Origin of the sequence: Streptomyces sp. NPDC015130, from assembly GCF_043080005.1 — a bacterium.
Lineage (GTDB): Bacteria > Actinomycetota > Actinomycetes > Streptomycetales > Streptomycetaceae > Streptomyces.
This window is the reverse complement of sequence record NZ_JBIBVC010000002.1, coordinates 443,120-463,729: the sequence shown is the minus strand read 5'-3', so window position 1 is coordinate 463,729 and position 20,610 is coordinate 443,120. Positions and strand designations below refer to the sequence as shown.

At 73.7% G+C, this 20,610-nt stretch carries 20 protein-coding genes; 8 read left to right on the top strand and 12 right to left on the bottom strand.

Annotated elements, in window-relative coordinates; all coding sequences use genetic code 11:
* Nucleotides 1–21: 21 nt before the first annotated feature.
* Complete coding sequence (locus tag ACF08F_RS05390) at nucleotides 22–798, bottom strand: SDR family oxidoreductase (protein ID WP_392297151.1); 777 nt, start codon at nucleotides 796–798, stop codon at nucleotides 22–24.
* 30 nt (nucleotides 799–828) lie between these two features.
* On the bottom strand, nucleotides 829–1,827 hold the full coding sequence (locus ACF08F_RS05385) for a Gfo/Idh/MocA family protein (RefSeq protein WP_392297150.1): 999 nt from the start codon (nucleotides 1,825–1,827) through the stop codon (nucleotides 829–831).
* Nucleotides 1,828–1,899: 72 nt separating this feature from the next.
* On the opposite strand from ACF08F_RS05385, the gene ACF08F_RS05380 reads away from it, so the two are divergent.
* Genes ACF08F_RS05380 through ACF08F_RS05370 form a run of 3 tightly spaced genes read left to right on the top strand, consistent with a single transcriptional unit; the run spans nucleotide 1,900 to nucleotide 4,745 of the window.
* Nucleotides 1,900–3,201, top strand: a complete 1,302-nt coding sequence (locus tag ACF08F_RS05380; RefSeq protein ID WP_392297149.1) for a multidrug effflux MFS transporter — start codon at nucleotides 1,900–1,902, stop codon at nucleotides 3,199–3,201.
* A gap of 51 nt (nucleotides 3,202–3,252) precedes the next feature.
* Nucleotides 3,253–3,705 (top strand): hemerythrin domain-containing protein, encoded by a 453-nt coding sequence (locus tag ACF08F_RS05375; protein WP_392297148.1) that lies wholly within the window; start codon nucleotides 3,253–3,255, stop codon nucleotides 3,703–3,705.
* A 56-nt stretch (nucleotides 3,706–3,761) separates the two neighbouring features.
* Entirely contained in the window at nucleotides 3,762–4,745 is a 984-nt protein-coding gene (locus tag ACF08F_RS05370; protein WP_392297147.1) for a small ribosomal subunit Rsm22 family protein, read from the top strand.
* A gap of 92 nt (nucleotides 4,746–4,837) precedes the next feature.
* On the opposite strand, the gene ddaH is transcribed toward ACF08F_RS05370, so the two are convergent.
* On the bottom strand, nucleotides 4,838–5,668 hold the full coding sequence (ddaH, locus tag ACF08F_RS05365) for a dimethylargininase (RefSeq protein WP_392297146.1): 831 nt from the start codon (nucleotides 5,666–5,668) through the stop codon (nucleotides 4,838–4,840).
* Nucleotides 5,669–5,899: 231 nt separating this feature from the next.
* Between ddaH and ACF08F_RS05360 the strand changes: the two genes are divergently transcribed.
* Nucleotides 5,900–6,679, top strand: a complete 780-nt coding sequence (locus tag ACF08F_RS05360; protein WP_392297145.1) for a bifunctional DNA primase/polymerase — start codon at nucleotides 5,900–5,902, stop codon at nucleotides 6,677–6,679.
* 48 nt (nucleotides 6,680–6,727) lie between these two features.
* Here the strand turns inward: ACF08F_RS05360 and ACF08F_RS05355 are convergent, their stop codons facing one another.
* The 7 genes from ACF08F_RS05355 to ACF08F_RS05325 form a co-directional block, all read right to left on the bottom strand.
* Nucleotides 6,728–7,765, bottom strand: coding sequence for a hypothetical protein (locus ACF08F_RS05355; RefSeq protein WP_392297144.1), 1,038 nt, complete (start codon nucleotides 7,763–7,765; stop codon nucleotides 6,728–6,730).
* Nucleotides 7,722–8,603, bottom strand: coding sequence for an iron uptake transporter permease EfeU (gene efeU, locus ACF08F_RS05350; protein ID WP_392297143.1), 882 nt, complete (start codon nucleotides 8,601–8,603; stop codon nucleotides 7,722–7,724). Before efeU ends, ACF08F_RS05355 begins: the two co-directional genes overlap by 44 nt.
* Before the next feature lie 27 nt (nucleotides 8,604–8,630).
* Entirely contained in the window at nucleotides 8,631–9,899 is a 1,269-nt protein-coding gene (efeB, locus tag ACF08F_RS05345; RefSeq protein ID WP_392297142.1) for an iron uptake transporter deferrochelatase/peroxidase subunit, read from the bottom strand.
* A 53-nt stretch (nucleotides 9,900–9,952) separates the two neighbouring features.
* Nucleotides 9,953–11,110, bottom strand: coding sequence for an iron uptake system protein EfeO (efeO, locus tag ACF08F_RS05340; RefSeq protein ID WP_392297141.1), 1,158 nt, complete (start codon nucleotides 11,108–11,110; stop codon nucleotides 9,953–9,955).
* A 155-nt stretch (nucleotides 11,111–11,265) separates the two neighbouring features.
* The gene (locus ACF08F_RS05335; protein ID WP_392297326.1) at nucleotides 11,266–12,198 is read right to left on the bottom strand and encodes a heme ABC transporter ATP-binding protein; all 933 of its coding nucleotides are present in this window, start codon (nucleotides 12,196–12,198) and stop codon (nucleotides 11,266–11,268) included.
* A gap of 32 nt (nucleotides 12,199–12,230) precedes the next feature.
* Nucleotides 12,231–13,241 (bottom strand): FecCD family ABC transporter permease, encoded by a 1,011-nt coding sequence (locus ACF08F_RS05330; RefSeq protein ID WP_392297325.1) that lies wholly within the window; start codon nucleotides 13,239–13,241, stop codon nucleotides 12,231–12,233.
* 221 nt (nucleotides 13,242–13,462) lie between these two features.
* The gene (locus ACF08F_RS05325) at nucleotides 13,463–14,488 is read right to left on the bottom strand and encodes a hemin ABC transporter substrate-binding protein (RefSeq protein ID WP_392297140.1); all 1,026 of its coding nucleotides are present in this window, start codon (nucleotides 14,486–14,488) and stop codon (nucleotides 13,463–13,465) included.
* Between the two features lie 127 nt (nucleotides 14,489–14,615).
* Here ACF08F_RS05325 and ACF08F_RS05320 point away from each other — a divergent pair, with 127 nt between their 5' ends.
* The 3 genes from ACF08F_RS05320 to ACF08F_RS05310 all read left to right on the top strand — a co-directional run bounded on the left by ACF08F_RS05320 (nucleotide 14,616) and on the right by ACF08F_RS05310 (nucleotide 18,582).
* Nucleotides 14,616–16,052, top strand: a complete 1,437-nt coding sequence (locus tag ACF08F_RS05320) for an HtaA domain-containing protein (RefSeq protein ID WP_392297139.1) — start codon at nucleotides 14,616–14,618, stop codon at nucleotides 16,050–16,052.
* Between the two features lie 93 nt (nucleotides 16,053–16,145).
* Complete coding sequence (locus tag ACF08F_RS05315) at nucleotides 16,146–17,819, top strand: HtaA domain-containing protein (RefSeq protein WP_392297138.1); 1,674 nt, start codon at nucleotides 16,146–16,148, stop codon at nucleotides 17,817–17,819.
* Between the two features lie 94 nt (nucleotides 17,820–17,913).
* Nucleotides 17,914–18,582, top strand: a complete 669-nt coding sequence (locus ACF08F_RS05310; protein ID WP_392297137.1) for a PhzF family phenazine biosynthesis protein — start codon at nucleotides 17,914–17,916, stop codon at nucleotides 18,580–18,582.
* Between the two features lie 93 nt (nucleotides 18,583–18,675).
* Here the strand turns inward: ACF08F_RS05310 and ACF08F_RS05305 are convergent, their stop codons facing one another.
* Together ACF08F_RS05305 and map are read right to left on the bottom strand one after the other, a co-directional pair.
* Complete coding sequence (locus tag ACF08F_RS05305) at nucleotides 18,676–19,326, bottom strand: heme oxygenase (biliverdin-producing) (RefSeq protein ID WP_392297136.1); 651 nt, start codon at nucleotides 19,324–19,326, stop codon at nucleotides 18,676–18,678.
* Between the two features lie 114 nt (nucleotides 19,327–19,440).
* A complete protein-coding gene (gene map / locus ACF08F_RS05300; RefSeq protein ID WP_392297135.1) occupies nucleotides 19,441–20,298 on the bottom strand; it encodes a type I methionyl aminopeptidase in 858 nt (285 codons plus the stop codon).
* Nucleotides 20,299–20,359: 61 nt separating this feature from the next.
* On the opposite strand from map, the gene ACF08F_RS05295 reads away from it, so the two are divergent.
* Nucleotides 20,360–20,593 (top strand): hypothetical protein, encoded by a 234-nt coding sequence (locus tag ACF08F_RS05295; RefSeq protein WP_392297134.1) that lies wholly within the window; start codon nucleotides 20,360–20,362, stop codon nucleotides 20,591–20,593.
* The last annotated feature ends 17 nt before the right edge of the window (nucleotides 20,594–20,610 follow it).

The window sequence follows — 20,610 nt, the reverse complement described above, 5'->3', positions numbered from 1 at the left end:
CCGAGGTGCACCGGCCGGGGGTCAGCCCCGGCCGATGTACGGCATCGTCGTCGCCATCACCGTCGCGAACTGGACGTTCGCCTCCAGCGGCAGCGCCGCCATGTGCACCACCGTCGCCGCCACGTCCACCGCGTCCATCACCGGCTCCGCCGCCAGCTGTCCGTTCGCCTGGAGGATGCCGGTCTGCATGCGGGCCGTCATCTCGGTCGCCGCGTTGCCGATGTCGAGCTGACCGCAGGCGATCCGGTACGGACGCCCGTCGAGCGACAGCGACTTGGTGAGGCCCGTCATGGCGTGCTTGGTCGCGGTGTACGCGATCGAGTGCGGGCGCGGCACGTGCGCGGAGATCGAGCCGTTGTTGATGATGCGGCCGCCCTGCGGCTCCTGCTCCTTCATGGCGCGGAAGGCCGCCTGGGCGCAGAGGAACGCGCCCGTCAGGTTGACGTCGACGACCGCGCGCCAGGTCTCCGGGTCCAGGTCCTCGACGGGGACGCCGCCGCCCGCGAACGTACCGGCGTTGTTGAAGAGCAGGTCGACCCGGCCGTACCGGTCCCGTACCGCGGCGAAGAGCGCCGCGACCGCCTCCGCCGAGGTCACGTCCGTCGGGACGGTCAGGAAGTCACCGGACGGCCACGCGGCGGCCGTCTCCTCCAGGGCGGCGGCCCGGCGGCCGGCCAGGGCCACCGACCAGCCGGCCTCCGCCAGGGCCAGCGCCACGCTCCGGCCGATGCCCGACCCCGCTCCCGTCACCACTGCGATGCTCATGGGCGCGCAGCGTACGCGAGGCGCGTGCCCCATGAACGCATCCGTCCGACACGTGGATGCCCGCTATCCCCGGGCGGCCGTCTCGGAGGGGTAGCGGACGCCGACGCGCTCGCGGACGGCGTCGAGCGTCCGCATGACCGCGAGCGAACCCTCCAGCGGCACGAGCGGCGACTCCGTCGCGCCCGCCCGCAGGCAGCGCATCACCTCGGCGGCCTCGTGCCGGAAGGAGTGCGGGTCGTCGCCCGCCAGGAACTCCTCCGGCTCCCGGCCGTCCCGGTGCAGGGTGAACCGCTCCGGGAAGAAGAAGCCGCGCGGCACCTCGATCCGGCCGAGCGTGCCCGTCACGGCCGCCGTCAGCGGGGTGTCCGCGACGAGCGAGCAGGACAGCAGCGCCGAGGCGCCCGAGTCCCAGCCCAGCAGCATCCCGGTGTTCAGGTCGACGCCCTCCGGAGAGATCAGCGCGTGCGCCTGGACCGAGTCCGGCTCGCCGAGCAGCAGCTGCGCGAACGACACCGGGTACACGCCGAGGTCGAGCAGCGCCCCGCCGCCCACCGCGGGGTCCCGCAGCCGGTGGCCGGCGGGGAAGGGGCCCGCGAGCCCGAAGTCCGCCTGGACGGTCCTGACCTCGCCGACCGCCCCGTCCCGTACGAGCTCCGCGAGCTTCCGGACGAGCGGATTGCAGTACATCCACATGGCCTCCATCAGGAAGAGGCCGCGGTCCCGGGAGAGAGTGACCAACTCCTCCGCCTCACGGGCGTTGAGCGTGAGAGCCTTCTCGCAGAGCACCGCCTTTCCCGCCTCCAGCGCGAGCCCGGCCGCCTCCCGGTGCGCGTGGTGCGGCGTCGCCACGTACACGACGTCGACGTCCTCGTCGGCGAAGAGCCCGGCCCACTGCCCGTACGCGCGCGGGATCCCGAACCGGTCCGCGAAGGCCTTCGCGGACGCCTCCGTGCGGGACGCCACGGCCACGACCTCCGCGCCGTCGAGCGTCAGGAGGTCCGTCGTGAACCGCTCGGCTATGCCACCCGTCGCCAGGATCCCCCAGCGCACCGTTCCACTCATGTTGCCCCACCCGTCCCACAGAGGTCTCGACCATGCCGATCGAGCTGAGAGCATAGGCAAGGATTCAACGAAATGGAGCAGTCGATGCCGGAGAGCGGCCAGAAGACAACACAAGGGCACATAACCGAGAGCACCCCGGTCGCCCCGGCGGGTCCCGTCACCGCCGCCCGGCGCGTGGGGCTGCTCGTCACCCTCGTCCTCGGCGGACTCACCGCCCTGCCCCCGCTCTCCATGGACATGTACCTGCCGGCACTGCCGGAGGTCACCGGCGCGCTCCACGCACCGGCCGCCACCGTCCAGCTCACGCTCACCGCCTGCCTCGCCGGCATGGCCCTCGGCCAGCTCGTCGTCGGCCCCATGAGCGACAAGTGGGGCCGCCGCCGGCCGCTCCTCGCCGGCATGGTCGTGTACGTCCTCGCCACCGCCGTCTGCGCCCTCGCCCCCACCGCCGAACTCCTCATCGGCTTCCGGCTGCTCCAGGGCCTCGCGGGCGCCGCCGGCATCGTCATCGCCCGTGCCGTCGTCCGCGACCTCTACGACGGCGTCGAGATGGCCCGCTTCTTCTCCACCCTCATGCTGATCTCCGGCGTCGCCCCGATCGTCGCGCCCCTCATCGGCGGCCAGATCCTGCGCGTCACCGACTGGCGGGGCGTCTTCCACGTCCTCGCCGTCATCGGCGTCCTGCTCACCCTCGTCGTCTGGCGCTTCCTCGACGAGACGCTGCCGCCCGAGCGGCGCCACCAGGGCGGCGTCGGCCACGCCCTGCGCACCATGCGCGGACTCCTCGCCGACCGCGTCTTCGCCGGCTACACCCTCACCGGCGGCCTCGCCTTCGCGGCCCTCTTCGCGTACATCTCGGCCTCGCCCTACGTCGTCCAGGAGATCTACGGCGCCTCGCCGCAGACCTTCAGCCTGCTCTTCGGCGTCAACTCCGTCGGCCTCGTCCTCGTCGGCCAGGTCAACGGCAAGCTCCTCGTCGGCCGCGTCAGCCTCGACAAGGTCCTCGGCTGGGGCCTCGGAACGATCCTGCTCGCCTCCCTCGCCCTGGTCCTCATGACGACCGGCGTCTTCGGCGAGGTCGGACTCGTGCCGATCGCCGCCGGACTGTTCGTCCTCATGTCCGCGATGGGCCTGGCCCTGCCGAACACCAACGCCCAGGCCCTGATGCGCACCCCGCACGCGGCCGGCTCCGCCTCCGCGCTCCTCGGCACCTCCTCCTTCCTCATCGGCGCGATCGCCTCCCCGCTCGTCGGCATCGCGGGCGAGCACACGGCCGTCCCCATGGCCGTCGTCCAGCTCGGCTGCGCCGCCCTGTCCCTCACCTGCTTCCTCGCCCTGTGCCGCCCCTGGCGCGCCGCCGCCCCCACGCCCTAGTACCGGAGTGGCACCGGGCGCGGGCCCGCCCGCGATGTGACGATCTGCCCCATGTGCCACTACTGCGGATGCCGTGAGATCCCCCTGATCAAGGAGTTCATCGCCGAGCACGCGGCGATCACCGACCTCGCCGGGGACGCGGTCCGCGCGCTCGACGCGGGAGACCGGGAGCGCGCGCGGAGCCTCGTGGAACGGATGGCCGTGCTGCTCCTCGCCCACTGGGCGGGCGAGGAGCGCGGCCTGTTCGCCGTCATGCGCGAGAACGAGGAGTACACCGCGTACGTCGACGCCCTCGCCCGCGAGCACCGGGAGCTCGCCGCCTTCCTGGCCGGCCTCGACCTCGACTCGGCCGAGCGGCGGGCCGAGTTCGTCCGCGCCGTCGACGAACTCCACGACCACATCGCCAAGGAGGAGGACGGCCTCTTCCCCGCCTCCCTGACCGAGCTCACCGGCGAGCAGTGGGACCACGCCTTCGACGCCTGGCGGGCCGTCCACTCTCCCTGACCACCACCCCGGGCCACGCCCCGGGGAGCGGCCGCCCCGACGCCTAGACTGTCTCGGTGAACGTCTCCCCTCCCTCCGCCGAGTCCCTGCGCGCCGCCCTCGCCGGGCTCCTCGACGGGCTGCCGCCCAGCCAGGCGGCCCGCGCCGTCGAGCGGCTGATCGCCAACTACCGGGGCACCACCCCGACGGACGCCCCCGTGCTCCGCGACCGCTCCGACGTCGCCGCGTACGCCGCGTACCGGATGCCGGCGACCTTCGAGGCGGTACGGGGCACCCTCGACGCCCTCCGGGAGGCCGCCCCCGACTGGGCGCCGGCCACGCACACCGACGTCGGCGGCGGCACCGGCGCGGCGAGCTGGGCCGTCGCCGAGGCATGGGGGGAGGCGCCGCCCCGGACCACCGTCCTCGACTGGGCCGAGCCCGCCCTCGCGCTCGGCCGCGAACTGGCGGCCGGCACCCTCGACGCCGAATGGCGCCGCGAGCGGATCGGCGGCGCGCTGCGGCTCGCCGACACGGACCTCGTCACCGTCTCGTACGTCCTCAAGGAGCTCACCGAGGCCGACCGCACGGCCCTCGTCACCGAGGCGGCACGGGCCGCGCGGGCCGTCGTCGTCGTGGAGCCCGGCACCCCCGACGGCTACGAGCGGATCATCGCCGCCCGCACCCTGCTCGTCGACGCCGGATTCACCGTCGCCGCGCCCTGCCCGCACAGCGGGGCCTGCCCCATCGTGCCCGGCACCGACTGGTGCCACTTCTCGGCCCGCGTGAGCCGCTCCTCGCTGCACCGCAAGGTCAAGGGCGGCTCCCTGCCGTACGAGGACGAGAAGTACAGCTACGTCGCCGCCACCCGCTTCCCGGTGACCCCCACGCCCTCCCGCATCACCCGCAGGCCGCAGATCCGCAAGGGCCTGGTCCAGCTCGAACTGTGCGGCCCCGACGGGCTGACCCGGGAGATGGTCACCAAGCGCCACGGGCCCCTGTACAAGCAGGCCCGCGACATCGAGTGGGGCGACTCCTGGCCGCCGGAGCAGGAGGCCTAGGGCGTGTTGCGAAAGTCCCGCCTGCCCGACGGGCGGCCGGCGCTACTTTCGCAACACGCCCTAGGCGCTCCCGCCCCGGCGGGCCGTCGGGGTCAGGGCCTGAGCTCCTGCGTGCAGCACTTCACGCTGCCGCCGCCCTTCAGGAGCTCGCCCAGGTCCATCCCGACCGGCACGAAGCCCCGCTGCCGCAGCGGCTCGAAGAGGCCCACCGCCGCCTGCGGCAGCAGCACGTTCCGGCCGTCGCTCACTGCGTTGAGCCCCAGCGCCGCCGCGTCCTCCTCCGTCGCGACCAGCGCGTCCGGGAACAGCCGGGCCAGCACCGCGCGGCTGCCCGGCGAGAAGGCGGCCGGGTAGTACATGACCTCGTCCCGGGTGTCGTCCAGGACGCACAGCGCCGTGTCCAGGTGGTAGTAGCGCGGGTCCACCAGCTCCAGCCCGATCACGGGCCGGCCGAAGAACTCCTGCGCCTCCCCGTGCGCCAGCGGGCTGGAGCGGAAACCGCGCCCCGCGAGGATCCACGAGGCGGTGACGGCGAAGTCGCCCTCGCCCTCGTTCACGTGCTCCGGGACCCGGACCGCGTCGTCAGGCCAACCGTTCCTGCGGAACCAGGACAGGTGCGCGGCGGCCTCGTCGGTCCGCTCGGCGTGCGCGAACCTCGCGCCGAGGACCCGGCCGCCGACGACCGTGGCGCCGTTCGCCGCGAAGACCATGTCCGGCAGCGCCGGCTCGGGCGTCAGCAGCTCCACGGTGTGGCCCAGCGAGCGGTACCGGTCGCGCAGGTCCTCCCACTGGGCGAGGGCCAGCGGCAGGTCGACCGGTTTCGTGGGGTCCATCCAGGGATTGATCGAATACGTCACCGAGAAGTGCGTGGGTGGGCACATCAGGTAACGGCGGGGCGAGGACGTGCGCGGAGTGGGGCGCAAAGAGGGCTCCTCACGAACGGGCGGACGGAAGAACCGAAGATCGGTGGACCCATGGTCCGCCCTCGGGGCGCCCCGCGCTGTGGACCGTTCGGGTGGTTCCTCGCCCCACCCCCTCCGGCGCGCCCCGCACCCCGTTTCCGCACCCCGCTTTCACACTCCGGTCACCCGGGGCGCAGGATGGTGGGACCATGGGCAGAGCCGAACGGGCGAGCAGGAGCTGTGAGGGGATAGATGGGCGACGGCATCGGCCGCTACCGCGGCACGGAGAGCAAACTCGCACAGTGGCTGCGCAGGCGCCCGAAACGCACCGCGGCCGACCAGGAGAACGACCGCGAGAAGCTGCTCCTGGCCACCGCCGCCGCCGGGCTGCCCCTGGCCCCCGCCGCGTATCCCGTCGGCTACAGCTGTTCCTGTGAGCGGATCGGCTGTCCCACCCCCGCCCGGCACCCCGTCTCCTTCGCGTGGCAGACCCAGTCGACCACCGACCGCGCCCAGATCGAGCGCTGGGCGCGGAACGAGCCCGAGGCGAACTTCGTCACCGCCACCGGAATGGTCCACGACGTCCTCGACGTCCCGCTGGCCGCCGGCCGGGCCGCCCTGGAGCGCCTGCTCGCCGAGGGCGTCGAGGTGGGACCGGTCGCCGAGTCCGCCGATGTCGACACGGTCGGCGGGCGCATGCTCTTCTTCACCGCCACCCGCGGCACCCCCGAGGACGAGGACGAGTGGTGGCCCTGTGAGCTCGACTGCCACCCGGAGACCATGGACGAGCACCCGGGGCTGCGCTGGCACTGCCGCGGCAGCTACGTCCTCGTACCGCCGGCCCGGCTCCCCGGTGACGAGGACGCCCACCCGGTCGTCGCCTGGGTCCGCGGCCCCGAGCACCCGCTGCCGGACCCGCTGAACCTCCTGGAGACCCTCACCGACGCCTGCGCGCGCCACGCGGCCGAGCGGGAGGCCGAGGGCGACGGGGAGCACACCGCCCACGAGATCGCCTGGCCGCTGACCCGCTGACCCGCTGACCCGCTGACCGCCGGGGCGGACGGGGCGGCGGACGCGTTCCTACGAGCCCACCGCGCCGACCACGCCCTGGAGCCGGCCCGCGACCGTGACGCCGTCCCGGTCCCTGCCCGCCGGCTTCACCAGGACCACCTGGTCCGACACCCACTCCTTGGTGACCGTGTTCCGCACCTCGCCGGTCAGCAGCGCCTTGATGTCCGGGCCCACCTTCGGCCGGTAGCCCGCCGCAGCCGTCTGCCGCTCGAAGTACCGGGTCGCGAAGAAGACGAACGCGCCGCCGTCCTTCGTCCGCAGCCCCAGCGGGGCGAAGTCGCCCTGGTCCGCGACGCGGTCGATGTACTGGGTCGCGAGCCCCGGCCGCTTCGCGCTCTTCTGCCGCTCCTCGCGCCACAGTGAGGTGTGCGGGCCCGCCGCGTACGGCCCCGGCTTCCCCTCCTGCAGATACGCCACGTACCCCGCGCCGAGGTCCTCGGGCGCGACGGCCAGGGCGTCGCTGTCCGCGGCGACCGGCACCGCGTACCCCTCCTCCTCGGCGAACTCGGGCACGGCCCGCGCGCCGAGGACCACCAGGTGGGCGACCTCCCACAGCTGATCGGGCCCGTTGCGCACGAAGGCGAGGACCCAGCGCTGGTCGGCGCGGCCCTCGTCGACGTCCCGGTTCGAGTCGGTGTCCGCGACGAACCAGCGCGGCCAGCCGGCCTTGCGGGGCACGACGAACCGCGCGTCGGCCAGTTCGAGCGGCTGGTGGTCCGGGTTGCCGCCGGGGCTCGTGACCGCCCGCGAGCGCAGCCCCGCCTGGTTGATGGCCCCGAGCGGACCGGTCACCCGGCCCGCGTCCAGAGCGGGGTCATGGGCCTTGTCGGCCCGGTTGTAGGCGGCGGTGAAGTCGGCGAGGGCCTGCGCGGCCTCCTCCTGCGTCACCGCCGGAAGCAGCGCCGTCTCGCCGTGGACCGTCACGCAGCCGCTCGCGGTCAGCGCCAGCACGGTCGCCGCCGCGGTGGCCGCCAGCGCCCTCACCGGTCGTGCCGCGAGACGCTCAGCCGCTCGTCCCGGTGCTCGCCTCAGCCTCAGCCTTCTCATCGGTCGCCTTCTGCTTCTCCACCCGCACGGACGGACCCGACCTTATCGGGGCCAGGAACAGGGCGAGCGTCGGGACCAGATACAGCGCCCACACCGTGACCTGAAGGACCGTCGGGTCCGGCTGGAAGTTGAAGACGCCCTTGAGGAGCGTGCCGTACCAGCTGTCCGGCGGGATCGTCGCCGACACGTCGAAGGCCTTGTCCGCGAGGCCGTCGAGGAAGCGCGCCTCCTGGAGGTCGTGCACGCCGTACGCGAGGACGCCCGCCGCCACCACGACCAGCATCCCGCCGGTCCAGGTGAAGAACTTCGCCAGGTTGATCCGCAGCGCGCCCCGGTAGAACAGCCAGCCGAGGAGGACCGCCGTGAGCAGGCCGAGGAGGACGCCGGCCAGTGGCGCGTACGAGCCGTCCGAGGAGGCACGTACCGACGCCCAGACGAAGAGCGCCGTCTCCAGGCCCTCGCGCCCGACCGCGAGGAACGCGGTCGCGACGAGCGCGCCCGTGCCCATGCGGAGGGCCGCGTCCAGCCTGCCGTGCAGCTCCGCCTTCAGGTGCCGGGCCGTGCGCCGCATCCAGAAGACCATCCAGGTCACCAGGACGACCGCGACGATCGACAGCGAACCGCCGAGCAGCTCCTGCGCCTCGAAGGTCAGCTCCTGGGAGCCGAACTCCAGGCCCGCGCCGAAGGCCAGCGCCACACCCACGGCCACGCCGATGCCGATCCAGATCGGCCGCAGCGCGTCCCGGCGCCCGGTCTTCACCAGGTACGCGACGAGGATGCAGACGACGAGGCTCGCTTCGAGGCCCTCGCGCAGGCCGATCAGATAGTTACCGAACACGTCGGTCCTCCTCCTCGATGACGCAGGTCACGAGAACAGCGCCCGGCCCCACCAGTCGTCCTTGTCCCGGACGCCCGGCGGGACCGCGAACAGCGCCGAACCCACGTGCTGGATGTATTCGTTGAGGGCGTCGGCGCGGCCGAGCGAGGTCTGCACCGGGATGAACCCGGTCCGGACGTCCTTCTGGTACGCCAGGAAGAACAGGCCCGCGTCCAGCCGGCCGAGTCCGTCCGTACCGTCGGTGAAGGAGTAGCCGCGCCGCAGGATCGTCGCCCCGCCGTTGGTGTCCGGGTGCGCGAGCCGGACGTGCGAGTCCGGCTTCATCGCCTTCAGGAACGGCTCGTCGTGCTCCTCGGCCTTGCCGACCGGCGCGCCCTCGCGCTTGTCGCGGCCGAAGATGTCCTCCTGCTCGCCGAGCGGAGTACGGTCCCAGGTCTCGACGTTCATCCGGATGCGGCGGGCGACGAGGTACGAACCGCCGTCCATCCACGCGGCCGGACCCTCGGCGTCCCTGCCGGAGACCCACACGTGCTTCGCGAGCCGCTCGGTCTCGGTGCCCGCGATGTTGCGGGTGCCGTCCTTGAAGCCGAAGAGGTTGCGCGGGGTCTGGGCGTCCGGGGTCGTCGAGGACGTCTTGCCGAAGCCCAGCTGCGACCAGCGCACCGCGACCTTGCCGAAGCCGATCCGTGCGAGGTTCCGGATCGCGTGCACGGCGACCTGCGGGTCGTCCGCGCAGGCCTGTACGCAGAGGTCGCCGCCGCTGCGCGCCGGATCCAGGTTGTCGCCCGGGAACCTGGGCAGCTCCACCAAGGCCCCGGGGCGCTTGTCCCTCAGCCCGAAGCGCCCGTCGAAGAGCGTGGGGCCGAAGCCGATCGTGAGGGTGAGGCGGGAGGGCCTGAGGCCGAGGGCCTCGCCGGTGTCGTCCGGCGGCGCCTCCGGCAGCCCGCCGTACGCGCCCTCGCCGACCTCGGCGCCGGCCGTCATCCGCTCGGCGGCGCGCGTCCAGTCCTGCAGGAGCTGGACCAGCTCCGCGCGGTCCTTCGTCTTCACGTCGAAGGCGGCGAAGTGCAGCCGGTCCTGCACGGGCGTGGCGATGCCGGCCTGGTGCGGGCCGTGGAAGGGCACGGCCCCGCCGGTGTCGGCGACGGGCGCGGTGCCCTCGCCCTCCCGGGCCAGCGCCACGGCGCCGCCCGCCGCGGCGGCACCGAGCGCGAGCCCGGCCCCGCCCCAGCCGATGACCGTACGACGGGAGGGCGCGGCCCCCACCGCCGTCCGCTCCTGGCTCTCCTCGGTCATGCTCCGCATCCCCTCTCCCTCGACCGTGCTCTCCGACCGTGCTGTGCCGACCGCTACTCGACGACGGCGGCGGCGAGCTTCGAGAGCGGCTCGGCCAGCGCGTTGACGCCGTCCGAGAGCTCCTTGCGCTCGGGCTTGCCGACCTTCTCGTAGGAGGTGAAGACGTAGCTCGTCTTGTTCGTGCGGTACTTGTCGAGCAGCGCGTTCAGCGCGGCGAACTGCTTGTCCAGCTCGGCGACCAGCTTCGGGTCGTTCTTCGTGGCGACCGGCTTGAGGAGCTCGAAGGACTTCTGCGCGCCCTCGACGTTCGCCTTGAAGTCGACGAGGTCGGTGTGGGAGTAGCGCTCCTCCTCACCCGTGACCTTGCCGGTGGCGACCTCGTCCAGGAGCTCCTTGGCGCCGTTGGCCATCGAGGTCGGGGTGATCTCGGCCTTGCCGACCCGCTTCGCCCAGTCCGCCAGGTCCTTGTCGAGGGTGTCCGCGAGCTGCTTCTCGGCGGTGCCGAGCTTCCTGTCCTTCCAGAGCGCCTTCTCCAGGCGGTGCCAGCCGGTCCAGTCCTTCGCCGGGTCCTGGCCCTCCTCCAGGCCGTCCTCGCGGACGTCGACCTTCGGGTCGATGTCACCGAAGGACTCGGCGACGGGCTCGGTGCGCTCCCAGCCGATGCGGGACTCGGCGTAGGCCTTCTTCGCGGCCTCGACGTCCCCGGCGCGGACGGCGTCGGTGAAGACCTTCGCCTTGGGGAGGGTCGCGTCGGCCTGCGCCTGGACGTACTGGCGGTAGGCGGCGACGGCGGCGTCCATCTCCGGGGAGCGCTTCGCGCTCGCCGCGCCCGCGCCCGTGAGCTTGACCTGCTGGCGGATGCCGTCGCCGACCATGCCGGGCTTGCAGGAGATCGTGTAGTCGCCGGCCTTGATCTCGGCCGTGATGGTGGCCTTGGTGCCGGGGCCGATGTTCTCGCGCTCGGTGACGATCCGGTCGTCCGGGTGGAGGACGTAGACCTCGGTGACCTTGGAGCCGCGGTTCTCGACGGCGAGCTTCACATGGCCCGCCGGGAACTCCTTCTTCGACACCTCGCAGGAGTCGTCCTTGGCGATCACGGTGACCGCGCCGTCCGCCCCCTTGCCGTCGCTCTTCTCGGCGCAGCCCGTGACGGCGGTCAGGGCGGCCGCGGTCGCGGCGGCGGTGACGACGGAGAGGCGGACGGCTCGCATGGGGACTCCAGGAAAGCGGGGACAGGTGGTGAGGCGGACCTAACTTAACCGAGGCTTACCTCAGCCATACCCGCCCGTTCCGTGATTCAGCTCTCAGCTCCGGCGAGCCGGACACGGGTCGGTCACGACCCCTCCATGGGGTCCTCATGGAGGGGTCAAGGACCGGTCAAGGAAGGTGAATCGTCCGATTCGTGACGGCGGGTCGGCATCGGTGGCCCGACCGGTTCCGGCCGCACCGGTACGACGAGGGGAACCCCGGTCCGCGGGTGCGGGAGCACCTCCACCGGCTGCCGGTAGACCCGGCTCAGCACCTCGGCGTCGAACACCTCGGAGGGCGGGCCGGCCGTCTCGATCCGGCCGCCGTGCAGCACCGCGACCCGGTCCGCGTGGGCGGCGGCGAGCCCCAGGTCGTGCAGCACCACCACGACCGCGTCCCCGGCCGCCGCGCGCTCCCGGCAGACCCGGAGCACCAGTTCCTGGTGGCGCAGGTCGAGCGCGGCGGTCGGCTCGTCGAGCAGCAGGAGCCCGGCCCGCTGGGCCAGGACCCGGGCCAGCGCGACCCGGGCCCGCTCGCCGCCCGACAGCGCGGAGAACGGCCGCCCGGCGAAGGCCCCGACCTCGGTCGCCGCCATCGCGCCGGCGACGGCCGCCTCGTCCTCGTCCTCCCGCGCGGTGCCCGCCCAAGGGGCCCGGCCCATCCGGACGACCTCGGCGACGGGGAAGGGGAAGGAGAGCGCGGCGGCCTGCGGCAGCACCGCCCGCCGCAGGGCGAGTTCACCGGCCGTCCAGTCGCCGGCGGGCCGCCCCCCGATCCGCACCTCCCCGGCGTTCGGGGCGAGATCGGCGGCGAGCGCGGCGAGCAGGGTCGACTTCCCGGCGCCGTTGGGCCCCACCAGCGCCAGGACCTCCCCGGCCCGCACCCCGATCCCGACGCCGTCGAGGACCGTCCTGCCGCCGAGCGCGACCCGCAGCCCGACCGCCTCGGCGACGAGTCCGCCGCGGGGGGCGGGGGAGGGGAGGGCCCGGCTGCGCCGGCCCGGGAGCAGCCCCCGGAGCCGTACGGACGCGACGGACGTCCTGGGTGCCATGGATGCCACGGGCGCCGTGGATGCCGTGGGTGTCATGCCCAACCACCTTGTCTGCGACGGGTCCTGCGCAGCAGCCAGAAGAAGAACGGGCTGCCGAGGAGGGCGGTGAGGACGCCCAGGGGGAGTTCGGCCGGGGCCGCGACCGTGCGGGCCGCCAGATCGCCGGCCGCGAGGACGACCGCGCCGCCCAGCGCGCTGCCCGGCACCAGGAAGCGGTGGCCGGGGCCGTTCGCCATCCGCAGCAGGTGCGGGACGAGCAGTCCGACGAAGGTGATGATCCCGGCGACCGCCACCGCCGCCGCGGTGAGCAGCGCCACCACCAGGATCAGCGCGACCCGCAGCCGCTCGACGTCCACGCCCAGGTGCCGGGCGGGCCGTTCGCCGAGCGCGAGCAGGTCGAGCCGGCGGGAGTGGAGGGGGGCGACGGCCAGGCCGAGGAGCGCGCAGGGCAGCACGGCGAGGACCTTGGGCCAGGTGGCCTGGGCGAGCGAGCCGAGCTGCCAGAAGGTGATCTGGGTGATCTGGGCGTTGTCGGCGAAGAAGAGGAAGAGACCGATCAGCGCGCCCGCGAAGGCGTTCACGGCGATGCCGGTGAGGATCAGGGTCACCACCTCGGTGCGGCCGCCGGAGCGGGACATCGCGTACACGAGCAGCACGGTCGCCAGGCCGGCGACGAAGGCGCAGACGGTCACCGTCCAGTTGCCGAGGAAGGTCAGCCCGAGCGCGATGGCGCCGACCGCGCCGACGGCCGCGCCGGCCGAGATGCCGATGACGCCCGGCTCCGCGAGGGGGTTGCCGAACACGCCCTGCATGAGGGCGCCCGCGCAGCCGAGCGAGGCGCCGACGAGGACGGCGAGGACGACCCGGGGGAACCGGATGTTCCACAGGACGCTCTCGGCCGTGCGGTCGAGGGCGTGCCCGCCGAGCCCGGTCCGGTGCCGGACGGAGGCGAGGACGTCACCGAGCGGGATCTCGTACGCGCCGATCCCGGCGGAGAGGAGGGAGAGGAGCAGCAGGGCGGCGAGGAGGGACAGGGCGAGCACGGTGGACCGGCCACGCCGACGGGCGGCCGGCTTCGTGGCCGGGGGCCGGGGTGCGTCCTGGGGCTCAGGTCCGGTCCGGGTCTCAGGTCCGGTCCGGGTGTCCGGCGTGGCCCGGGCGTCCGGTGCGGCCTCGGTCTGCGGAGCGGCCTCGGCCTCCGGTGTGGCGGGCGCCTCCGGTGTGGCGGGCGATTCCGGTGTGGTCCGGGCGTCCGGGAGCGCCGTCACTTCCGCTCCCCGTACAACTGGCCGACCAGGGACTTCAGGACCTGGTCGGTGCGCGGGCCGTAGTTGAGGAGGACGCCGTCGTCGACGCTGACGACCCGCCGGCCGGCGCCCGCCGGGGTCTGGGCGACGCCCGGGAGCTTCACCAGTCCGTCGACCCCGCCGACCGATTCGAGCCCCTTGCGCATGACGAGGATCGCATCGGGCGCGGCCTGTGCGAGGGCCTCGCTGGTGAGGGGGGTGAAGTCCTTGGTCAGGCCGGACTCCTTGCCCGCGTCGACGGCTCCGGCCGCTTCGAGCAGGGAGCTCGCGCCGGAGCCGGCCCCGCCGAGCAGGTAGACGGCGGCGGAGCCGCGGACGTAGAGGAAGGCGACCCGAGGCTTCTCCGGGAGGGCCGGCACGCCGTTCCGCGCGGCGTCGATCCGCTGCTCGGTGCGGTCCTTGAGCGCGGTCCCGGAGTCGCGTACGCCGAGGGCGGCGGCGACCGCGTCGATGCGGGTTCCGACGTCCGCGAGCTCCTTGGCGGGCTTCACCACGACGAGGGGGATGCCCGCGTCCCGGATCTGGGCGACGGCCTCGGCCGGCCCGGTGGTGGACTCGGCGAGGACGACGGTGGGGCGCAGCGAGAGCACGCTCTCGGCGGAGACGTCATGGGCGCGGGTCACCACCGGGAGTCCCGCGGCCTGTTCGAAGGTGGCGGTGATGTCGCGGGCGACGACCTTCCCGCCGAGGCCGAGGGTGAAGACGATCTCGTTGAGGGAGCCGCTGAGCGGGACGATCCGGTCGGTCGAGGCGACGGTGACCGCGCGCCCGTCCGCCGAGGGGACGGTGACGGGCAGTCGGGGCGCGGCCGGGGCGGCGAGCGGCTCGACCCGGTCGGGGGCGGCGGAGGCGGCCTGGGCGGCGGGAGCCCCTCCCGGGGTCGTACCGCCGGTTCCGCTTCCACCTCCGTCACCGCAGCCGGTCGCCGCGAGGGCGAGGGCGAGCACTGCTGTCAGCGCTCCCGCGAGGCGAGTTCTGCGCACCGGACACCGTCCTGTCGTTCGTTCCGTCTGCCGCGTACGGGCCGGAGGGGTTCCGACCGAAGCCGGATTCAGCTTAGGTTAGCCTTACCTCACTTGCTACCCCGCGACGCCCCCCGGAAGGGGTCCCATGCTGCTGTCCAGACCCGCCCGCGCGCTCGCCGCGGGCCTCTTCGCGGCCCTGCTCGCCGCCCTCGTCCCGGCCTCGCCCGCCCACGCGGAGAGCCGCACGGTGCAGGGCGGACGGCTCGACTGGGGCATCAGGTCCTCCTTCCAGAGCTATGTCACCGGCCCCATCGCGCAGGGCAGTTGGGGCCTCACCGGCGGCGCCGCCACGGTCGGCACCGGCCAGTTCCGCTTCCACTCCGCGCAGGGCTCGTACGACCCCGCGACCGGCGCCTTCGAAGCCGCCTTCTCCGGCGGCGTCCGCTTCACGGGCCACCGCAAGCCGGACGGCACGAACGAGCTCGACCTCACCGTCAGCCGCCCCCGGGTCGTCGTCCGGGGCGGCCGCGGAACCCTCTACGCCGACATGGCGAGCAGGGCCAAGGGCAGCGGACGGCTCAGCGTCCGGACCCAGGTGCCGCTGGCCACGCTGAACCTCGGCGGGATCGACATGCGCGGCGGCGGCAGCCCCGTCGCCCTCAGTGGCGTGCCCGCCACGCTCACCGCGCAGGGCGCCACGGCCTTCGCCGGCTACTACCCGGCCGGCACCCCCCTCGACCCCGTCAGCCTCACGGTCGACGTCCGGGCACCGAAGGAGGCCCCGCCGAGCACCGCCCCGACCATCGCGCCGGCCACCGAGCCGACGGCGACGCCCCCCACGGGCCCGTCGTCCACGGCGAATTCCCCCGGCGCACCCGCGAGCACCGCCACCATCAGGACCGCTGCGGTCGACTGGGGCGTCCGCCGGACCTTCCGCGAGTACGTCACCGGGGCCATCGCCCAGGGCGAGTGGACCCTCGCGGGCGGCGCCCAGGACGGCGGCGCGCTCTTCCGCTTCCCGGACGGCAAGGGCGCGTACGACCCGGGGAGGCGGACCCTCGACGCGGCCTTCGCGGGCAGCGTCCGCTTCACCGGCGCCCACCTCGACCTCACGCTCGCCCGGGTCACCGCGAAGGTGACGGACGGCAAGGGCACGCTCAGCGCCGACGTCACCAGCGGTGGGACGACCACGAAGGCCGTGCCCCTCGTCACCTTCACCGCCCCGGACCTCGTCCCGAAGGACGGCCTCGCCGCCGTCACCGAGGCCCCCGCCACCCTCACCGAGGGCGGCGCCAAGGCCTTCGGCGGGATGTACCGGGCGGGCACCGCGATGGACCCCGTGTCGCTCGCCGTCACCGTCGACGCGGCGGCGAAGCTGCCCGCGCTCCCGGACCTCGGCAGCGACGCCACGCCGTCCGCCGCGCCCGCGAAGGGCGCCGCCCCGGCGACCCCCTCCGCCGCCCCCGCCCCGGCGACCTCCACCGGTACGTACGCCGTGATCGGCGCGGGCGTGCTCCTCGCCGCCGCGCTCGCGGTCCTCGTCGCCGTACGCCGCCGCCGTACCGGCACCCCCGAGGCCTGACCCTCCCGCGTACACAGCGCTCCCACCCCCCCCGTAGAGGCCACGCCCCCCCCCGTAACGCCTCCCGCGTCGCACCACCTAGGAGACCCCGACATGGCCACCCCCTTGCGCCGATCCGTCACCCTGGCCGCCGCCGTCGCCACGGCGGCCGCCCTCGGCACGGGCGCCGTCGTCCTGGCCCTGCCCGCCTCGGCGGCGGACGCGGCGCCCCCGACGACGCTCAGCGACGGCACCCTGGACTGGGGTATCAAGCAGTCCTTCCGCAACTACCTGGCGCAGCCCTTCGCCCACGGGAGGACCACACTCGAAGGCGGCGCCCGGCAGGCCGCGAACAACGGCGTCTTCACCTTCGTCGACGGCACCGGCACCTACGACACGACGACGCACGCCACCGCCAACTCCTTCAAGGGAGGCGTCCGTTTCGAGGCTCACTCGGGCGCCCTCGACATCCGCGTCTCCGACGTCAGGCTGACGACCGAGGGCTCGGCCGCGCCGACCGGCGAGATCCTCGCGGACGTCGTCACCAAGGAGAAGGACGGCAGCGTCAGCCGCCGCGACGACATCGCCTTCGCGGCGCTCGACATGAGCCGCGTCCGGCCGTCCCAGGGCGCGGGCGGCACCATGGTGTTCAAGGACATACCGGCGAAGCTGACGAAGGACGGCGCGGCGGCGTTCGCCGGCTTCTACAAGGAGGGCGACGAACTCGACGCGGCCACCCTCACCGTGAAGGCGGGTGCCCGGCCCACGACCGCCCCGCCGACGACCACGCCGCCGACCACCCAGCCCCCGACCACCCCGCCCGTCACGCCGACGACCACGGCCCCGACGACCGCGGCGCCCACCACGACCGCCCCGACGTCCCCCGCGCCCACCACGACGGTCCCGACCACCACGGCCCCCACGACCACGGCTCCCACCACCACCGCCCCCACGGCACCGCGGCCCACCGACCCCGCCGGCGCCGTCGGCGACGGCCGGCTGACCTGGGGCGTCAAGCAGAGCTGGCAGCGGTACGTCGGCGAGATGTGCGGCGGCTCCGTCACCGCCTCCGGCGGCGCCGTGAAGCGGGGCTCCGCCTACGACTTCGGCTTCGTCAAGGCCGACCTGGACGCCGACGCCCGCAAGGTCGAGGCCGCCTTCTCCGGCAGGCTCGCCTTCGTCTGCGCCGCGCACGGCATCGACTGGAGGGTCTCCGACCTGAAGGTCAGGGCGAGCGGCGCCACCGGCACCCTCACCGCCGACGTCACCGGCGCCACCGGCACGAAGGACGACGTGCCCCTGGTCGACCTGGACCTGTCGGGGGCCGACTGGACCGTGGACGAGGGGCTCGTCACCCTCGCAGGCATCCCGACGAAGCTGACGGCGGCCGGCTCCGCCGCCTTCGCCGCCCCCGGCGGCCAGGGCGGGTACCCCGCGGGCACCGAGATGGACCCGGTGACCCTGACCCTCGCCGCCGACGAGGACGCCTCCCTGCCCGGGACCTCCGGCGGCTCGTCCACCACGGGCGGCGCGTCCACCACCGGCGGGTCCGGCACGGCCGGCGGCTCGTCCACCACGGGCGGCGGCGGGACCGTCGGCGGCGCGGGCAGCGTCGGAGGTACGGGCGCGGGCACGGTCGGCGGCTCCGGTACGGCCGGCGGATCCGGAGCCCTCGCCGCCACCGGCTCGGGCGCCCCGACCGGCCTCCTCCTCGCGGCCTCGGGCCTGCTCGCGGCGGGAGGCGCGGCCGCGGTCGTCGCCGTCCGCCGCCGCGCCACGGAGTCCTGAGCACCTGCGCGCCACCACCCGCCCCGAACGTCACGGCCGCACCCGATTCCCGGGTGCGGCCCTGGCCGTCCGGGGCGAGTGGTTGAATTCCGCCATGAACACGACCGCCACTGACATCGACGTCCTGCGGGTCTTCTGTGCCGGCGACGGCCGCGGGGGCAACGCCCTCGGCGTCGTGCGGGACCCCCGCCACCACCCCGACGAGGCCTCCCGGCAGGCGCTCGCCAAGGAGCTCGGCTTCAGCGAGACGGTGTTCGTGGACGACCCGGAGCGCGGGATCGTCGACATCTACACCCCCGGGACGCGGCTGCCCTTCGCCGGGTACCCCCTGGTCGGCGCCGCCTGGCTGCTCGACCTGGAGGTCATCTGCCCGCCGGCGGGCGAGGTGTGGGTGCGCGGGGACGGGGAGTTCACCTGGATCGAGGCGCGTGCCGAGTGGGCGCCGCCGCGGACCCTGCGCCAGTACGGCTCCGCCGCCGAGGTGGACGCCCTGGAGGTACCCGAGCCCGGCGAGTGGATCTACGCCTGGGCCTGGCAGGAGGAGGCCGCGGGCCGGATCAGGGCGCGCGGGTTCCCGGGGCGCGGGGACGGCATCGACGAGGACGAGGCGACGGGCGCGGCGGCGCTGCTCCTGACGGCGGAGCTGGGACGGGCCCTGAACATCACTCAGGGCCGGGGGTCGCAGCTGCTGACCGCCCCCGGCCCCGACGGCATCGTGGAGTTGGGCGGACGCGTCCGCCTGGAGAGGACCTTCACGCTCTGAGCGTGCGGGACCTGCGCGCGCCGAGCGCGGCGGGACCTTCACGCTCTGAGCGCGCCGGGCCCGACGCTCTGAGCGCGCGGCCCGGACGAGCGCTCACGCGCTCAGCGGGAACTCGCACCCCAGCTGGTGGAAGACCGCGCTGTTGAAGGCGAAGGCGCGCTTGCACTCGTCGATGATCCGCTGCTTCTCCAGGTCGTCGGCGTTCACGCCGTCGAGCAGCTCCCGGTAGGCCCGCTTGAACGCGGCCGGGTTGCCGATCTCCTCGAAGACGTAGAAGCGCACGCCGTCGCCCTTGCGTGCGAAGCCCCAGGTCCGCTCCGCCTTGTCGCGGATGATCTGACCGCCCGACAGGTCGCCCAGGTAGCGCGTGTAGTGGTGGGCCACGTACCCCGCGGGCCAGTCACGGGCGCACTCCGCGACCCGCTCCGCGTACGCGGCGGTGGCGGGCAGCGGGGAGACCCCGGCGCGCCAGTCGGGGCCCCGCAGATGGGCGAGGTCCTGCTCCAGGGCGGCCGTGCGGAACAGCTCGGTCTGTATGAACGGCCCGGCGACCGGGTCCTCGCGCAGCGCCTCCGCGCCCTCCTCCAGGGCGCGGTACACGAACCACAGCTGCTCCGTGTAGCGGGCGTAGGCGTCGACGGCCAGGCGTCCGCCCAGGAGGTCGCCCATGAAGGACGAGGTCTCCGCCTCCGTGTGCTGCTCGTGCGAGGCCGTACGGATGAGCGTGGAGAAGGGCGTGTCCAAGGCGTGCCTCCGGGACCGATGGGACGGGAACCAGTGCAGATACTGCCAACTTAGGCTTACCTAAGTCAACTGGTTCCCGACGTCCTGTCGGTAAAAACGTACCCGTTCGAGAGGTCAGGGCAACGTAAGAATCTCGGCCCCGTTCTCGGTCACGACGAGCGTGTGCTCGAACTGCGCGGTCCGCTTGCGGTCCTTGGTCACCACGGTCCAGCCGTCGTCCCACATGTCGTAGTCGTGGGTGCCCAGCGTCAGCATCGGCTCGATCGTGAAGGTCATGCCGGTCTTGATCTCGGTGGTGTGGTGGGGGGAGTCGTAGTGCGGCACGATCAGGCCGGAGTGGAACGACGAGTTGATGCCGTGCCCGGTGAAGTCCCGTACGACCCCGTAGCCGAAGCGCTTGGCGTACGACTCGATGACCCGCCCGATGATGTTGATCTGACGGCCCGGCCGGACGGCCTTGATGGCCCGGTTGAGGGACTCCCGGGTCCGCTCGACGAGCAGCCGCGACTCCTCGTCGACGTCCCCGCAGAGGTAGGTGGCGTTGTTGTCGCCGTGGACGCCGTTGATGTACGCCGTGACGTCCAGGTTCACGATGTCGCCGTCCCGCAGCACCGTGGAGTCCGGGATGCCGTGGCAGATGACCTCGTTGACCGAGGCGCACAGCGACTTCGGGAACCCGCGGTAGCCGAGGGTCGAGGGATAGGCGCCGTGGTCGCACATGTACTCGTGCGCGACCCGGTCGAGCTCGTCGGTGGTGACGCCCGGAGCGATGTGCTTGGCGGCCTCCTCCATCGCCTGCGCGGCGATGCGGCCGGCGATCCGCATGCGCTCGATGGTGTCGGAATCCTGCACCTCGGGCCCGTCGTACGGGGCCGGGGCGGGCTTCCCGACGTACTCGGGGCGGCGGATGGAGCCCGGGACGGAGCGGTGGGGGGAGAGCTCCCCCGGAACGAGAAGCGACTGGCCAGACATGTCAGCGAGTCTAACGACCGCGTCTGGGGCAGCATGGTGTCGGAGGAAGGAGCCGACGACGATGGCCCTGTTCAAGAAGCGCGCCACCGGCAAACCGGGCGAGTGGTACTACTGCCTGGAGCACAAGAAGGTCGAAGAAGGCCCGGAGTGTCCGGCGAAGAACCGATTCGGCCCCTACACCAGCCGTGAGGAGGCCTCCCACGCCATGGAGACCGCCCGCGAGCGGAACCTGGAGTGGGAGACGGACCCGCGCTGGCACGAGGGCAAGAGCCCGGACAAGGACCCCGAGGCGTGACCCCGGGGGCCGGCCGG

Excerpts from the sequence above, each read along its gene's own strand:
- ACF08F_RS05335 (WP_392297326.1), bottom strand. The coding sequence starts at position 12,198 with ATGGCACCCAGGACGTCCGTCGCGTCCGTACGGCTCCGGGGGCTGCTC.
- efeO (WP_392297141.1), bottom strand. The coding sequence starts at position 11,110 with ATGCGAGCCGTCCGCCTCTCCGTCGTCACCGCCGCCGCGACCGCGGCC.
- ACF08F_RS05320 (WP_392297139.1), top strand. The coding sequence starts at position 14,616 with ATGCTGCTGTCCAGACCCGCCCGCGCGCTCGCCGCGGGCCTCTTCGCG.
- ACF08F_RS05385 (WP_392297150.1), bottom strand. The coding sequence starts at position 1,827 with ATGAGTGGAACGGTGCGCTGGGGGATCCTGGCGACGGGTGGCATAGCC.
- efeB (WP_392297142.1), bottom strand. The coding sequence starts at position 9,899 with ATGACCGAGGAGAGCCAGGAGCGGACGGCGGTGGGGGCCGCGCCCTCC.
- ACF08F_RS05310 (WP_392297137.1), top strand. The coding sequence starts at position 17,914 with ATGAACACGACCGCCACTGACATCGACGTCCTGCGGGTCTTCTGTGCC.
- ACF08F_RS05390 (WP_392297151.1), bottom strand. The coding sequence starts at position 798 with ATGGGGCACGCGCCTCGCGTACGCTGCGCGCCCATGAGCATCGCAGTG.
- ACF08F_RS05315 (WP_392297138.1), top strand. The coding sequence starts at position 16,146 with ATGGCCACCCCCTTGCGCCGATCCGTCACCCTGGCCGCCGCCGTCGCC.
- ACF08F_RS05355 (WP_392297144.1), bottom strand. The coding sequence starts at position 7,765 with ATGAGAAGGCTGAGGCTGAGGCGAGCACCGGGACGAGCGGCTGAGCGT.
- ACF08F_RS05360 (WP_392297145.1), top strand. The coding sequence starts at position 5,900 with ATGGGCGACGGCATCGGCCGCTACCGCGGCACGGAGAGCAAACTCGCA.
- ACF08F_RS05295 (WP_392297134.1), top strand. The coding sequence starts at position 20,360 with ATGGCCCTGTTCAAGAAGCGCGCCACCGGCAAACCGGGCGAGTGGTAC.
- ACF08F_RS05375 (WP_392297148.1), top strand. The coding sequence starts at position 3,253 with ATGTGCCACTACTGCGGATGCCGTGAGATCCCCCTGATCAAGGAGTTC.
- ACF08F_RS05380 (WP_392297149.1), top strand. The coding sequence starts at position 1,900 with ATGGAGCAGTCGATGCCGGAGAGCGGCCAGAAGACAACACAAGGGCAC.
- map (WP_392297135.1), bottom strand. The coding sequence starts at position 20,298 with ATGTCTGGCCAGTCGCTTCTCGTTCCGGGGGAGCTCTCCCCCCACCGC.